This is a genomic window from Bradyrhizobium sp. NBAIM01 (assembly GCF_020194115.1).
GTDB classification, from domain to species: domain Bacteria; phylum Pseudomonadota; class Alphaproteobacteria; order Rhizobiales; family Xanthobacteraceae; genus Bradyrhizobium; species Bradyrhizobium yuanmingense.
In genome coordinates this window covers 241,458-256,271 of sequence record NZ_JADYVU010000007.1, presented here as the reverse complement: position 1 = coordinate 256,271, position 14,814 = coordinate 241,458, and the positions used below count along the sequence as shown (strand labels likewise).

Here is a 14,814-nt window from a genome sequence, read left to right as displayed (position 1 = left end):
CTGGAACCTTGATCGATGACGCTGGGCTCTGACGTATCCGGCATGACGACCACCGCAGCCAGCGCAGCCGCGAAGGGGCTGTCGATCGTCATCCCCGTCTACAACGAGGCGGCTGGCCTTGCCGGCCTGCATCAGCGCATCTGCGAGCTCGCCAAGACCCTGCGGCAGCGCTATCGCCTGTCCTGCGAAGTCGTCTATGTCGACGACGGCAGCAAGGATGCGACGCTGTCGATCGCGCGGTCATTGCCGGCCGACGCCATCGACGTCCAGGTGGTGTCGCTGTCGCGCAATTTCGGCAAGGAGGCCGCGCTGATGGCGGGCCTCGACCATGCCCGCCTCGGCGCGGTGATGTTCATGGACGGCGACGGCCAGCATCCGCCGGCGCTGGTGGAACAGCTGGTGCGGCACTGGATCGATGACGGCTATGACGTCGTCTATACCGCCAAGGCGCATCGCGACAACGAGTCCTTCCTGCGCCGGGTCGCGGTGCACGGCTTCTACGCGCTGATCAATTGGGGCGCCCGTCAGAAGATTCCGGAGGACGCCGGCGATTTCCGCCTGCTGTCGCCGCGCGCGGTCGCGGCGCTGAGGCAGCTGCCGGAACGCAACCGCTTCTTCAAGGGCCTCGCCAGCTGGATCGGTTTCCGCCAGATCCGCGTCGACTACGAGCCCGCAGCGCGTGCCCATGGCGTCACCACCTTCAACGCCGCGAGCCTGCTTGGCCTGTCGATCGAGGGCCTGACGTCCTTTTCAGTGGCGCCCTTGCGCTTCGCCAGCCTGCTCGGCGTCATTCTCGCAGGAGGCGCCTTCCTGTTCGGCCTTTCGATCCTCTGGGAAGTGTTCACGACCGGCAAGCAGGTGCCCGGCTATCCCTCGCTCGTGATCGGACTGATGACGATCGGCGGCGTGCAGCTCATCATGATCGGCATCGTCGGCGAATATATCGGCAAGATCCTCTCCGAGCTGAAGGCGCGCCCGATCTACTTCGTCGCCGAGCACAGCGAGAAGCATTCCGAAGCTGATGATGCCGCGAGCAGGACGGCAGCCGAATGAGCGTGGCCGCGAGCCCGCGGCGGATCTGGCTCTGCGCCGACGATTACGGCATCAGCCCGGGCGTCAACCGCGCCATCCGCGACCTGATCGAACGCGGCCGCCTTAATGCCACCTCGGTGATGATGGTGGGACCCGCGATCGCGCGCGGCGACGTCGAGGCGCTGCAGGCTTCGGCAACGCAAAGCCCGCGCTGCGCGATCGGATTGCACGTGACGCTGTCGGCGCCGTTCCGGCCGCTCACCATGCATTTCCGCCCCTTGGACGGCGACATGTTCTTCGCCTTTCCCAAGCTGCTGCGCGCCGGACTGATGCGCCGGCTCGACCGTGAATTCATCCGCAACGAGGTGAAGGCACAGCTGGCCGCCTTCATGGACGCGTTCGGACGCACCCCCGACTTCGTCGACGGTCACCAGCATGTGCAGCTCTTCCCGCAGGTGCGCGACGGTTTTGTCGATGCGGTCAGCGAAGTCGCGCCGAACGCCTGGGTGCGCCAAGGCGGCCGCGACCTGCCGCTGCGGCAGCGGCTGGCCTCCCCCAAGGCCATGGTGCTCGATATCCTCAGCGCGCAATTCCGCCGCCGCGCCGGCAGCGCCGGCCTCAGCTTCAACCCCGGCTTCGCCGGCGCCTATGATTTCACGCGCGCCGCCGATTTCGGCGCGCTGATGCGGCAATTCCTGGACGGCCTTCCCGATGGCGGCATCGTGATGTGCCATCCTGGCTTTGTCGATGATGTCCTCACCGGCCTCGACCCCATGACCGACGTCCGCGAGCGCGAGCACGCCTATCTCGCGGGCGATGCCTTCGCGCGCCTGCTGGCCGACAGCAACGTGACATTGGAGTGATATGTTGTCCTCATGGACAATCGAGACCGCCCTTTTCCAGAGCTCCCAGGCTGGCGTTTCACGCTGACGGAGACGTCTTTCGGCGTTCACCGGGCCGAAGGCTTCCACGAGGACGGTCGCTCCGTTAGCCGCATGGGTCACGACGTCCCACTTCTGATGAAGGAAACCGCCGAAGACGCGAGGAATCTGCCGAAGCGGCGAGGCAGCTTGTCGCATACCGAAATTTAATCCGGCCGGCACTGTTGGGGCCATAATGGAACCCTACATCTCCTCTCGCGCTTGGTTTGGCGCGAAGGAGACAGATCATGACGCCGCAGGAACGCCAGCTCGTCGACGACCTTTTTGACCGGCTTTCTAAGCTGGAGAATGCACAGCGCGATCCCGATGCGATCGCCGCGATCTCCGACGGGCTGCGCAAGGCGCCCGGCGCCATCTACGCGCTGGTGCAGACCACGCTGGTCCAGGACGAAGCGCTGAAGCGCGCCAATGCCCGCATCCAGGAGCTGGAAGCGGCCCACGCGCCCGAGCAGGCGCAGTCCGGCGGCTTCCTCGACACCATGCGCGACACATTGTTTGGCGGCGGCCCGTCCCGCGGCTCGGTGCCGAATGTGCCGCAGCGTGAGCAGCGTCCGGCTTGGAACACCGGCCAGGCGATGCCGCAAGGCCAGCCGGGTTACGGCGCGCCGCCTTACGGACAGGCTTACGGCCAAGGTCCGGGTCAGGGCGCTCCGCCGATCGGCGGTGGCGGCGGCTCGTTCCTCGGCACGGCGGCGGCAGCCGCGGCCGGCGTCGTCGGCGGCTCGCTGCTGCTCTCGAGCATCCGCGGCATGATGGGCGGATCGCACCAGCAGGGTTTTGGCGACAGCAACGCGCTCGGCGACCGCAGCGCTGGTGGAAGTCCTTGGGGCGGCGGCGATCAGTCCGGCGGCTCGCTGGCGCGCGAGGCCGGCCTCGATGACATTGGCTCGAACCGGGAATCCCGCCAGGGCTTCTTCGACCAGGCGTCGAACGAGCGCGACAACTACGACCAGAACTACGGCAACGATCACGACGACAGCTTCGACACGGCCGACAACAGCGATTTCGGCGGCGACGACGACGGCGGCAGCGATTACGCGTAGGCCATTCGACCGACAGATGTGGAACGGCCGCCTCCGGGCGGCCGATTTCTGTTCAAGCAGAGCTCAACGCAGTTCTGCTCTGCCACCACACGCCATGATGCCATTCGATATAATATGACTAGTGCGTGCGTTGTCGGACAGCACCGTGCAGAACGTCACGAGGTGCGCCTGACTTCACCATGCCGGGCGAAATCGTCCTCCGACACACGCCGCCGTAGACTCCCGGATTTCCAAATTTGGACATGGGTGTTCAATTGGAAGAACACACTGCTTCTGCCACACATCGTGGCTGCCTCTCTTGGCTACAGTCGGGGGTTTTAAGAATGAGTTCACTTCAACAGCGCATCGCGACCCTGAGCGACGTCACGACCCATCTCATCACCGAATTGTACGAGTTGGAGGGACTGCACGAGCGCCTCAGGAAGGCAGAGCTGTCGGTGCGGCGGCTGAACCGCTCGGCTCGCGCACCGCATTCGGCTTCATCAGCTCGTCCTCGCCGCTCCGCTGTCCCTCGTCGCGGGTCGAGGCACCGTCAGCGGACGTAGGACTATTCAGGCGGACGTTTGGCGGCGGCAGCGTCCCTTCGACGCCGCGCATTTCGAGCCGACGCGGCACCCGGACTTGATCGCTGCATCGAGCGCATGACGCTTCACATCACCACGACCTTGGTGCCGACATTGACGCGGCCGTAGAGATCGATGACGTCCTCGTTGCGCATGCGGATGCAGCCGGAGGAGACGTTGGTGCCGATGGTCCAGGGCTCGTTGGAGCCGTGGATGCGATAGAGCGTCGATCCCAGATACATCGCACGGGCACCGAGCGGATTTTCCGGGCCGCCTTCCATGTGCCTGGGCAGATCGGGCCGGCGCGCGAGCATTTCCGCCGGCGGCGTCCAGTCCGGCCATTCGCGCTTGGCGGTGATCGATTTCACGCCGGACCAGGTGAAACCGGGACGGCCGACGCCGATGCCGTAGCGCAATGCCCGGCCGTTGCCCTCGACGAGATAGAGGAACTTGTTCGGCGTATCGACCACGATCGTGCCGGGACTTTCCTTGCCGCTATAGTCAACGAGTTGTTTCTCGAATTTCGGATCCAACGGACGCTGCCGCGGATCGATCGCCTCCTGCTGCAGAGACGCGCCCTGCTGATATCCGCCTAGTTGATACCCACCTTGCATCTGCGGCTCGCCCATCGGCGGCAGGCGCCGCTGGTCGTAATAGCCCGGCTGCTGCTGATACACCGGCCGCTCCGGCGCGTAGGCCGGGCCGCGGCCGGGGCCATCGCCGAACAGGAATTCGATGAAGCCGCCGCCCATGTTGGAATGGGACGCCACGCGCACCGGCGCCGGCGGCACGCGCGGCTGGTACAGCACCGCGGGCGGATCGTTCGGCACACTGTTGTCGAAGGCGCCCGCGTCGTTCGCGCCGGCCATGAAGGTGCAAGCGCTGCCGAGCAGCGCGACAGACATTTTCTTGAACATCGACGTACTCTGTACTGTTTCGTCTAGATCACATGCGTCGTGGAGAGCCGGTGGCTGATCCGCGCTCTTCGACGTGGTCAATAAAAAGCAAAAGCCGTTTTGTTTGGTAAACGGACAGCGCGTTTGGATTCACCACGTCGCGAGCGCGCCTGCAATTTGGCGATCAGCGTTTATTTTCGATGAACGCCGCGCGGTGATGGTTAATCGCTTCTTTGCGCCGCGTCGCGCGCGGCCGATCAGCAGTTCCTGCTGTGAACTTCGTGTTAAATCGCTTCTGCCTACAAAGACGCGTGAGTGAGGTGGGGGGAGTATCCTGATGGCTGTTCACCGCAAGCGTTTTCGCGTCGAAGATATCGTCGGTGGCGAGATGCCCATTGTAGACGTAACTGAAGAGGCACTCCCGATGCATAGCGAGATCATGGCCGAGCTGCGCGCGATCCGCGCCCAGATGGCGAAGGGCATCGTCGCGGCCCCGCTGTCCGGCAGCGCTGCCATGGCGGCGATCGACGCCTCGACCGCGCACGAGCTTGCCGAAGCGCGCACCATGCTCGATACCTACCGGGCGCAGATCGAGCAGTGCGAGAAGCTGAAGGTCGAGCTCGACCTCATCCACGACGCCATCGACCGCACCAAGCGCGAGATCGCGACGCTGCACGGCAAGAGCTTCGACGGCGGCGAGATGGCCAAGGTCAACGGCGAGCTCGGCGCGGTGGTCGGCGGCACCGAGCAGGCGACCCAGCAGATCCTCGAAGCCGCGGAATCGATCGACCAGGCCGCCAGCGCGATGTCGAAGGTGGACTCGATCGATCAGCAGAAGCGCCTTGCCGACGACATCCAGGAACGCGTCATCTCGATCTTCGAAGCCTGCAACTTCCAGGACCTGACCGGCCAGCGCATCAGCAAGGTCATGGGCACGATGAAGTTCATCGAGCAGCACATCAACGCGATGATGGAGATCTGGGGCGGCGTCGACGCGATCAAGTCCCATGTGCCCGCGCAGGTCGACAACCGCAGCGAGGACGAGAAGCTCCTCAACGGCCCCAAGCTCGCCGGCGACGTCGGCCACGCCTCGCAGGACGACATCGACGCGCTGTTCGACTGAGCGGCGACGACATAGGAATAACAAAACGCCGGCCTTGGGCCGGCGTTTTTGTTTGGCCGGTGCAGATCGTGAACTCTTCTTCCCTTCTCCCCTTGTGGGAGAAGGTGGCGCGAAGCGCCGGATGAGGGGTTCTCTCGACTCGCAAGACCGTTCGTGAGGAGATAGACCCCTCACCCGTCTCGCCGTTACGCGGCGAGCCACCTCTCCCACAAGGGGAGAGGGTAAGAGACCGTCACGCCCTCGGCGCGCAGCGGACGTAGACCATGTTGCCGTAGCGGGTGCCAGCGTCCTTGTCGATGAAGCGGGTGATCATGACGCGACCGTCGAAGGAGACGATTTCGCGGTCCTGGTCGCCGGGGGTCGGGCCGGCCGGCCCGATGTAGTTCTTGCCGCTCGGCGAGCCCTTCAGCCGCAGCTCCTGCGGCGTCGCCTGGTCGGCGAGATGCATGATCACGCCACCGGAGGAACCGGCGGTGATCACGTAGGGGTTCCTGCATTGCTCACGCGCCATCTTCTCGGTGCGGGCGCGATCGGCCGGGTTCTGGAACGAGGCGAGGCCCCAGCGGCCGACGATCTCGTCGGCGCGGATGCTGGCGGGCATTTCCGGAGCGACGCCAGGTTCGGCTTCGGGCGGCGGCGGGGACGACGTGAGGGACGGCAGGTTAAAGCCGCCGCCGCAGGCGCCCAGCAGCAGCGCCAGACAAGAGGCGGCCGCCAGATTGGCAACCGTGCGCGCGTGAGCCGAACTGATCATGGCATTCCCCCGAACAAGACCATGGCCGCACCCCTCCCGCAGCCAAGCGCAAAACCGCTGCCGCAGCAATGACGTCGTTCTTTACGGCGACGCCCCGAGCGAGTTTCCAATGCCACCATCCTATATCCGCCTCAACAATCGCTTAACCACCTTTGCTTGACAGGATCGCGGCCAAGCCATATTTCCGGACCCACTATTAGCACTCGGAAAGCCCGATTGCTAAGCGCGCCGTTCGATCCTCGACGAGAGGGGGACGGAAGCGCCGCCCCACCGACCCCACTACTTCCGAAGCGAGCCTCCAAAGGGAAACGTCATGGCTAAATCCAAATTTCGTCCGCTGCATGACCGTGTCGTGGTCAAACGTATCGACGCCGAGGAAAAGACCAAGGGCGGCATCATCATTCCGGACACGGCCAAGGAAAAGCCTTCCCAGGGCGAGATCGTCGCCGTCGGCCCCGGCGGCCGCGACGAGACCGGCAAGCTGATCCCGATCGACCTCAAGGTCGGCGACCGCGTGCTGTTCGGCAAGTGGTCGGGCACCGAGGTCAAGATCGACAACGAAGAGCTCCTGATCATGAAGGAGTCGGACATCATGGGCGTGCTGGCCTAAGGCCGTCCGCCTGAACAGCCGCTGAATGTCATGCCCGGATCCAGGCGATCCGGGCATCCATCGTTCCGCCGCACGGCACAAGACAACACACATCACATAACACGAGGGATTGCAGACCATGGCTGCCAAAGACGTCAAGTTTTCCGGAGACGCGCGCGATCGCATGCTGCGCGGCGTCGACGTTCTCGCCAACGCCGTCAAGGTGACGCTCGGCCCGAAGGGCCGCAACGTCGTCATCGAGAAGAGCTTCGGCGCCCCCCGCATCACCAAGGACGGCGTCACGGTCGCCAAGGAGATCGAGCTCGAGGACAAGTTCGAGAACATGGGCGCCCAGATGGTGCGTGAGGTCGCCTCCAAGACCAACGACCTCGCCGGCGACGGCACCACCACCGCGACCGTGCTGGCCCAGGCCATCGTGCGCGAAGGCGCCAAGGCGGTCGCCGCCGGCATGAACCCGATGGATCTCAAGCGCGGCATCGACACCGCGGTTGCCGCCGTCATCAAGGACATCGAGAAGCGCGCCAAGCCGGTCGCCGCCTCCTCCGAGGTCGCCCAGGTCGGCACCATCTCGGCCAACGGCGATGCCGCCATCGGCAAGATGATCGCCCAGGCGATGCAGAAGGTCGGCAACGAGGGCGTCATCACCGTCGAGGAGAACAAGTCGCTCGAGACCGAGGTTGATATCGTCGAGGGCATGAAGTTCGACCGCGGCTATCTCAGCCCCTACTTCGTCACCAATGCCGAGAAGATGACCGCCGAGCTCGAGGACGCCTACATCCTCCTGCACGAGAAGAAGCTCTCGGGCCTGCAGGCCATGCTGCCGGTGCTGGAAGCCGTGGTGCAGTCGGGCAAGCCGCTCGTCATCATCGCCGAGGACGTCGAGGGCGAGGCGCTGGCCACCCTGGTCGTCAACCGGCTCCGCGGCGGCCTCAAGGTCGCGGCCGTCAAGGCGCCGGGCTTCGGTGACCGCCGCAAGGCCATGCTGGAGGACATCGCGATCCTGACCGGCGGCCAGCTGATCTCCGAGGAGCTCGGCATCAAGCTCGAGAACGTCACGGTGAAGATGCTCGGCCGCGCCAAGAAGGTGGTGATCGACAAGGAGAACACCACGATCGTCAACGGCGCCGGCAAGAAGCCCGACATCGAGGCCCGCGTCGGCCAGATCAAGGCGCAGATCGAGGAGACCACCTCGGACTACGACCGCGAGAAGCTCCAGGAGCGCCTCGCCAAGCTCGCCGGCGGCGTCGCGGTGATCCGCGTCGGCGGCGCCACCGAGATCGAGGTCAAGGAGAAGAAGGACCGCGTCGAGGACGCGCTCAACGCCACCCGCGCCGCGGTTCAGGAAGGCATCGTCCCGGGCGGCGGCGTCGCGCTGCTCCGCGCCAAGAAGGCGGTCGGCCGTCTCACCAACGCCAATGATGACGTCCAGGCCGGCATCAACATCGTGCTGAAGGCGCTGGAAGCCCCGATCCGCCAGATCTCCGAGAACGCCGGCGTGGAAGGCTCGATCGTGGTCGGCAAGATCCTGGAGAACAAGTCCGAGACCTTCGGCTTCGACGCCCAGAACGAGGACTATGTCGACATGGTCGAGAAGGGCATCATCGATCCCGCCAAGGTGGTGCGCACCGCGCTGCAGGACGCCTCTTCCGTGGCCGGCCTCTTGGTGACCACCGAGGCCATGGTCGCCGAGATGCCGAAGAAGGAAGCTCCGCCCGCGATGCCCCCCGGCGGCGGCATGGGCGGCTTCTAAGCCTCCCGTTCCGTGACAGAGTTGCGAAGGCCGCCTCCGGGCGGCCTTCTTTTTTGCCGACCCTGCCCGTTTCGCTTTCCGATTCAACCAGCGGCCAAAACCCACTACGGTGGCGCGCCGATTCTGATTGTTCGGGCATGATCCTAGAGACCGCTTCACGCTTTCCGGATCATGGCCGTTGCGCGAGGATGTCATCGATGCGTGCGCTTCTGGTTTGCTCCACGGCCGTTCTGGCCCTGCTCGCTGTTCCACCGCAGGCCTCCGCCCAGATGAAGCTGTCGCCGAAGGCGACCGCGCCGGGGGGAACCGAGACGCGCTATTTCACCGCGATGGACGGGCTGATGGACGGCAATGCCGACGTGATCCTGAAGGAGACGCGCCAGGGCAAGACGCTGAGCGCGGCGGTGCTCGACGTCTGCTACCCCATCGCGAAGAACTCCGACCGCAAGGACCGCTTCGTCGTCAACCTCCAGGTCGCCGGCCAGACGCTGACCGGAACGACGCAGAGCATCAGTGAGAAGTCGCCGGTCAGCGTCAAGCTGACGCGCAAGCAGTCCGGCGACATGTTCGAATTCCGCGGCCAGATCGCGGTCGGCCAGGCGGTGACCGAAGTGACCTCGCCGGACAATTCCGATCTCAGCGAAAAGGAATTCCTGGACAGTCAGGCCTCCGACGACGGCATCACGCCGCAGCCGAAGGATTTCACCGACGTCTCGCCGGAAGCGATCGCGGTCAAGGTCAAGCTCGACGCCGCGACCGACTTCCTGAAGAGCCTGAAGGGCCAGGAGGTCGAGGTGACGCTGGCGAGCCTCAATGTCGGCTGCGACGCGCTGCGCGCGGGCGAGCAGACCATCACCATGTCGGTCGATCCCGAGCGCGCCGGCGCGCTGCTGGCGAAGTTCAAGGCAATGCCGGGCGTCACCGCCGCAGGCTGGACCGCGGGCATGACCGAGATGGACCGCACCATCCGCTTCCCTGCGGCCGACTGGCGCGAGGGCGACAAGATCAACAAGGGCAAGCTTGCAACGGCGGTGGCGAGCGTGCTGAGCAGGACGCTCGCGGCAAAGCCGGTCACGCAAAACTTCAACCCGGCCACCGGCAGGCTCAAGCTGGTGTTCAAGCGGCCGAACCAGGACTTCCCGGCGCTCGAGCTCACCGACACGATCGAGGTTGCAGGCCTGGTCTCGCCCGACAAGCCGGGCACCACCGACAAGCTCATGCTCTGGATCGGCAGCCCGGCGACCACGACGGCCGACGAGGGCAGCGGTGCCAGGCTCAATCTGTCCGACGATGCCAGCCTCGACGAAGAAGGCGATCTGCCCGACGACAACGGCTCGATCGAGGCGCTCGTCAAGGAGCTGAAGGGCCAGCGCTGGGACGCCGACAAGTCGGTGTGGAAGTAGGCTGAGACAGCCACCGCTGTCATCGCCCGGCTTGACCGGGCGATCCAGTACTCCGAGACAGCAGCGATGGAATCGATAGGCTGCGGCGTACTGGATTCCCCGCCTTCGCGGGGAATGACAGAGGCCTAATTCCCCGTCGTCCTGAAGCGCAGCGGCTTCGGGCCGATCAGCGTCAGCACGTCGCCCTGGCGCTTCCAGGTCTCGACGCTGCCGAGGGCTGCGACGAGCTCGTCGTCGGCCTGCGCTCTCGCCGGCGGACAGTTGCGGTTCTGGATCTGGCCGGGCACGAAGATCACGGTGTTGCCGGCGACCGAGAACTGGCCCTTGCCGCCCTTGCACCAGAGCTCCAGCACGACCTCGCCATTGTCGCCGATCTCGATGTTGGGAATCCGCTTCGAGCCTGCCTGCGGCAACGCCTCCAGCGTCATCTCGGTGCCGAACGGAAACCCCTCCTGAGCACGCGCGAGTGTGGACATCGCGAACATTGCAACCGCCGCACACACCAATCGCTGGAACGAAACCATGAGACCTCTCGACCGACCTGACTTGCCGCACCTTCTATGAGACGGCGGGGGCGTTGAGAAGGTTCGCGCATGGTCGATGCAGGCGCACCGGCATGGCGAAGCCCGGGGCGCCTTCGAAGACCACGCCGAACGAGAAAGCGATCGGCAGCCAGTTGCAGCCGCGGCGCGAAGTTCTCGCGCATCCGGCGGTTCCCGTCCGCTCACAAGGTCGCGAAATCCCGGAGCACCCTGCCCCGCACCGGCGGGCACCATGCTAGGGTTGCTGGCTGCGACAATCCAACGCAAATTGCAGAACTTGCGACTTTCGTCTAAGCGCGCCCATTTCCGCCATCGCCTCAGCTATTTGGCTCTGGGCATCGTGCACATCCCCTGAGGAGATCCAGCTCTGTGAACAACATCCGCGCCACGCTCGCGATCGTCTGGCGAATCGCCATCCCTTATTTCCGATCAGAGGACAAATGGGCCGGCCGCGGCCTGCTCGGGGCGGTGATCGTGATCGAACTGCTGCTGGTCGCCATCGATGTGCTCGTGAACCAATGGTACAGCCGCTTCTACAACTATCTCCAGGAGCGCGACTGGAACGGCTTCGTCTGGGAGCTGGGCGTCTTCACATTGCTCGCGAGCGCCAGCGTCGCGCTTTCCGTCTACCAGCTCTATCTCAATCAGTGGCTCCAGATTCGCTGGCGGCAATGGCTGACGCGTCACTATCTGGCCGAATGGCTGAATAGCGCGACCCACTATCGGATGCAGCTCAAGGGCGATGCGGCCGACAACCCGGACCAACGCATCACCGACGACGTCCGGAGTTTCGTCGAGCAGACTCTCAATATCGGCATCGGACTGCTCTCCTCGATCGTCACGCTGCTCTCGTTCGTGGTCATTCTGTGGGGGCTGTCGAACGCGGCACCGCTGCATATCTCGGGCCTCGACTTTCCCATTCCCGGCTATTTGGTGTGGGCGGCGCTCGTCTACGCGATCTTCGGCACCGCGCTGACGCACTGGATCGGTTCGCCTCTGGTCAATCTCAATTTCGAGCAGCAGCGCTACGAGGCCGACTTCCGCTTCAACCTCGTCCGCGTGCGCGAGAACTCCGAACAGATCGCACTGCTCAAGGGCGAAGGGGCCGAACGCGAACGACTGCTACTCCGCTACGGCTATGTCGTCGGCAATTGGTACGCGATCATGAGCCGGACCAAGCGTCTGACTGCCTTCACGGCGAGCTATTCCCAAGCCGCCGTAATCTTTCCCTTCATCCTCACCGCGCCTGCCTACTTTGCCGGTAAGATTCAACTTGGAGGGATGGTGCAGACCGGCTCCGCCTTCGGCAGCGTGCAGAAGGCCCTGTCCTTCTTCGTGAGCGCCTACCGATCCCTGGCCGAATGGCGTGCGGTGGTTGCCCGTCTCGATGGCTTCGAGATGTCGGTCGCCTCGGCGGTCAATCTGCCGGCGCATGAGCCTGCCATCGCGCTGGAAGTCGCCGGCCGCCATATCGACCTCGAGCAGCTCTGCGTGAACCTGCCCAACGGCACGCCGCTGGTGGCCGCCAAGGCCTTCACCATTCAGGCCTCGGAGCGCGTGCTGGTGACCGGACCGTCCGGCTCCGGCAAGTCCACGCTGTTCCGGGCCATCGCCGGCATCTGGCCGTTCGGCACCGGCACGGTTGTCGTCCCGGAAAAGGCAAAGCTGATGATGCTGCCGCAGCGGCCCTATTTCTCGGTCGGTGTGTTGCGCGATGCCGTGGTCTATCCGGCAGCGCCGGGCGCGTTCGACGCCGTGCAGGTCCGCGAGGCCCTGATCGCGGTCGGGCTGCCCGATCTCGCCGAGCGGCTGGACGAGGACGGCCACTGGAACAGGATGCTCTCGCTCGGCGAGCAGCAACGTCTCGGGCTAGCGCGCGCGCTGCTGCATGCGCCGGACTATCTGTTCCTGGACGAAGCCACCGCCTCGCTCGACGAGCCGTCGGAAGCCCGGCTCTACCGGCTGCTGGCGGAGAGACTGCCGCAGGCCACCATCGTCTCGATCGGCCACCGCTCGACGCTCGATGCCTTCCACACCCGCAAGGTGGCGCTGGTGAAGGACGGTGCGATCCACGTCGTCGGCGGCGAGCGGACTGCGGCGGAGCCGAGCGCCGCGCGCTGAGGCGAGCGCTGGGTAGCCGCTGATCATCAAGTTCGAGTCGTCACTCCATACACGCGTCAAGCCCGGCCATGACGGCGTGGAGAAAAGCAAAAGGGCGGCAGGTTGCCCTGCCGCCCTCGCGAAGTCGTTTCGGAAAGAAGCTTACTTCAGATTGCTCATCGCCGTCAGGTCGAAAGAGAGCTTGGCCACGCCGGCCGCGCTGCACCAGTTGGAGCCGAAGCCGCCCGGGTTGATGGGGGTGAAGCTTCCGGTGAACTTCGCGGTGTGATCGCTGGTCAAGGCGTTGCAGTCGCCCTTGTTCAGGTCGGTGTCGTGATAACGCAGATCGAGCGTGAACACCTTGTAGGTGAAGCCGACGCCGACGTTCCAGGTGTTATAGCTCGGCTCCTTGATGCCGTTCGCATAAACCGGATCGCCCGCGATGCCGTAGAAGATGTCGGAAGTGCCGAACCACTGCCGGCCGAACTCACCCGACACGTACATGCCGACGCCGCTGGCACCGAAGATTGTGCTCGGGGCGGTCCACTTGGCCGTGATCGAGGCGTAATTGCCCCAGGCGCCGAGGTTCAGGAAGTTCGGCGAGTAGTACTCGTTGAAGCCGACCGTCCACTGGTCGTTGATGACGACGTTCAGCTTGGCGTAGGCTTCGAAGAAGCTGGCGTCCTTCTTGGCGAAGTTGCCGTTGATCGGAAGGCCGATTGCCCCCTGCGAGTAATCGATGTCGCCGCCACAATTGCCCTGAGCCAATGTGTACTGCGAGCCGAAGCATTGTCCGCCCGGATAGAGGTAGCCCCAGAGACCGAAGTCGAAGGCGAACATGCCGAAGGTCGGGCGGATACCGCCGTAGAAGTCGACTTCCGCCGCAGCGCGGTTCGGGAAGGAGATGCTCGAGGCGGACGTACCGACGTAGAGCTGCAAGTCCTTGGTGACGTTGTAGCGAGGCTCGAAATAGGCCGTGACGGCCGGCTTATGGTTCGACTGGGTGATGCCGCGGAAGACGTAATCGCTCATGATGCCGCCGCCGAAGGCGATATCCCAAGGATCGAACGCCGGGGGCGGCGGGGCTTTCAATGCCTTCACGCGCAGATCTGCCGCGAACGCCGAACCCGTCGTCACCATTGCCAGCGCCGTTGCCAACAAAGCCACTTTTTTCATTTCGATCCCCATCTACCCGTTCTTACTTAGCAGTCGCCCCCGGAAGCCCCCCGGGGCATGCGGCCTACCTGCAAAATTGCGTCACTGCGGCAATTTGGATCGATGGACAGGAACCGTGAAGCAAAAAGCACGGGCATCTGCCGACTTTTTAGGCGTTTTGACGAATTCACGAAAGGTTGTCAGGCTGTGTGGCTTCTCGATCACATTATTTGCATTCCAAGGTGCAGTGCAGACCCGTGTAAACCCGGGGATCGCCAGGCGGCGTGACACCTTCGCTACGAATCAGGGTGGGCCCGGAGCGCCTTTGCCAGGGCGGCTTTCCACGATGCAAAAAGGCCGCAGCACCGGGGTGCCGCGGCCTTCTCGTTACAATCCCAAGTAACAATCCCAAGTAACAATCCCGAGTGACAGTCCGAAGGCGCTGAGAGACCGCCTTCCTACCCCTGCCCCTCGGCCGGCGCCGCTTCCGCAGAAGACGAAGGCATCGCCCAGCTTGTCTCGGCGGGCGCGGGGGTCTCCGCCGGTGCCGACGGCTTCGGAGCAGGCGCTGCCTTCGCCTTCTTCGGTGCCGCCTTCTTCGCGGCCTTCTTCGGAGCAGCCTTCTTGGCCGCCGACTTCTTTGCGGTCGTCTTGGCAGCCTTCTTCGGGGCGGCCTTCTTGGCAGATTTCTTGGCAGATTTCTTGGCAGACTTCTTGGCGGTCTTCTTGGCCGCCTTCTTCTTCGTCGCCTTCTTCGCGGACTTCTTCGCCGCTACGGCCTTCTTGGCCTTTTTGGCCTTCTTGCTTTTCTTCTTCTTCGCTTTCGCCATCGTGGTCCTCCTGTTGCCGCCGAACAATGCTTGATCGGGCGTCTTCAGTCGTCACCTCGGGAGGACAGTTCG

13 protein-coding genes are annotated in these 14,814 nt (G+C 64.4%); 8 read left to right on the top strand and 5 right to left on the bottom strand.

Going from position 1 to position 14,814, the window contains the following annotated elements; translation table 11 throughout:
• Positions 1 to 15 precede the first annotated feature (15 nt).
• The 3 genes from I6F31_RS23475 to I6F31_RS23465 all read left to right on the top strand — a co-directional run bounded on the left by I6F31_RS23475 (position 16) and on the right by I6F31_RS23465 (position 3,016).
• Entirely contained in the window at positions 16 to 1,053 is a 1,038-nt protein-coding gene (locus tag I6F31_RS23475; protein ID WP_036014274.1) for a glycosyltransferase family 2 protein, read from the top strand.
• Positions 1,050 to 1,895: a ChbG/HpnK family deacetylase gene (locus tag I6F31_RS23470; RefSeq protein WP_225186174.1), complete on the top strand. Its 846-nt coding sequence runs from the start codon at positions 1,050 to 1,052 to the stop codon at positions 1,893 to 1,895. The genes I6F31_RS23475 and I6F31_RS23470 overlap by 4 nt, the downstream gene beginning before the upstream one ends.
• 305 nt (positions 1,896 to 2,200) lie before the next feature.
• Positions 2,201 to 3,016 carry a DUF2076 domain-containing protein gene (locus I6F31_RS23465; protein ID WP_036014279.1) on the top strand — a complete coding sequence of 272 codons (816 nt, stop codon included), beginning with the start codon at positions 2,201 to 2,203 and terminating at the stop codon, positions 3,014 to 3,016.
• A gap of 649 nt (positions 3,017 to 3,665) precedes the next feature.
• On the opposite strand, the gene I6F31_RS23460 is transcribed toward I6F31_RS23465, so the two are convergent.
• Positions 3,666 to 4,496, bottom strand: a complete 831-nt coding sequence (locus I6F31_RS23460; protein WP_225186173.1) for a L,D-transpeptidase — start codon at positions 4,494 to 4,496, stop codon at positions 3,666 to 3,668.
• 316 nt (positions 4,497 to 4,812) lie between these two features.
• Between I6F31_RS23460 and I6F31_RS23455 the strand changes: the two genes are divergently transcribed.
• The gene (locus I6F31_RS23455; RefSeq protein ID WP_036014285.1) at positions 4,813 to 5,598 is read left to right on the top strand and encodes a protein phosphatase CheZ; all 786 of its coding nucleotides are present in this window, start codon (positions 4,813 to 4,815) and stop codon (positions 5,596 to 5,598) included.
• Between the two features lie 232 nt (positions 5,599 to 5,830).
• On the opposite strand, the gene I6F31_RS23450 is transcribed toward I6F31_RS23455, so the two are convergent.
• Positions 5,831 to 6,352, bottom strand: a complete 522-nt coding sequence (locus tag I6F31_RS23450; RefSeq protein ID WP_036014287.1) for a hypothetical protein — start codon at positions 6,350 to 6,352, stop codon at positions 5,831 to 5,833.
• A 313-nt stretch (positions 6,353 to 6,665) separates the two neighbouring features.
• On the opposite strand from I6F31_RS23450, the gene I6F31_RS23445 reads away from it, so the two are divergent.
• The 3 genes from I6F31_RS23445 (at position 6,666) to I6F31_RS23435 (ending at position 10,115) form a co-directional block, all read left to right on the top strand.
• Positions 6,666 to 6,962 carry a co-chaperone GroES gene (locus I6F31_RS23445; RefSeq protein ID WP_008544107.1) on the top strand — a complete coding sequence of 99 codons (297 nt, stop codon included), beginning with the start codon at positions 6,666 to 6,668 and terminating at the stop codon, positions 6,960 to 6,962.
• Between the two features lie 118 nt (positions 6,963 to 7,080).
• The gene (gene groL / locus I6F31_RS23440) at positions 7,081 to 8,712 is read left to right on the top strand and encodes a chaperonin GroEL (protein ID WP_036014289.1); all 1,632 of its coding nucleotides are present in this window, start codon (positions 7,081 to 7,083) and stop codon (positions 8,710 to 8,712) included.
• Positions 8,713 to 8,909: 197 nt separating this feature from the next.
• Positions 8,910 to 10,115 carry a hypothetical protein gene (locus tag I6F31_RS23435; protein WP_225175161.1) on the top strand — a complete coding sequence of 402 codons (1,206 nt, stop codon included), beginning with the start codon at positions 8,910 to 8,912 and terminating at the stop codon, positions 10,113 to 10,115.
• A gap of 125 nt (positions 10,116 to 10,240) precedes the next feature.
• Here the strand turns inward: I6F31_RS23435 and I6F31_RS23430 are convergent, their stop codons facing one another.
• The gene (locus I6F31_RS23430; RefSeq protein ID WP_036014293.1) at positions 10,241 to 10,639 is read right to left on the bottom strand and encodes an META domain-containing protein; all 399 of its coding nucleotides are present in this window, start codon (positions 10,637 to 10,639) and stop codon (positions 10,241 to 10,243) included.
• A 387-nt stretch (positions 10,640 to 11,026) separates the two neighbouring features.
• Between I6F31_RS23430 and I6F31_RS23425 the strand changes: the two genes are divergently transcribed.
• Entirely contained in the window at positions 11,027 to 12,778 is a 1,752-nt protein-coding gene (locus I6F31_RS23425) for an ABC transporter ATP-binding protein/permease (protein ID WP_225186172.1), read from the top strand.
• 141 nt (positions 12,779 to 12,919) lie between these two features.
• On the opposite strand, the gene I6F31_RS23420 is transcribed toward I6F31_RS23425, so the two are convergent.
• Positions 12,920 to 13,933, bottom strand: a complete 1,014-nt coding sequence (locus tag I6F31_RS23420; RefSeq protein WP_036027050.1) for a TorF family putative porin — start codon at positions 13,931 to 13,933, stop codon at positions 12,920 to 12,922.
• Between the two features lie 437 nt (positions 13,934 to 14,370).
• Positions 14,371 to 14,742 (bottom strand): histone, encoded by a 372-nt coding sequence (locus I6F31_RS23415; RefSeq protein WP_225113355.1) that lies wholly within the window; start codon positions 14,740 to 14,742, stop codon positions 14,371 to 14,373.
• Positions 14,743 to 14,814 lie beyond the last annotated feature (72 nt).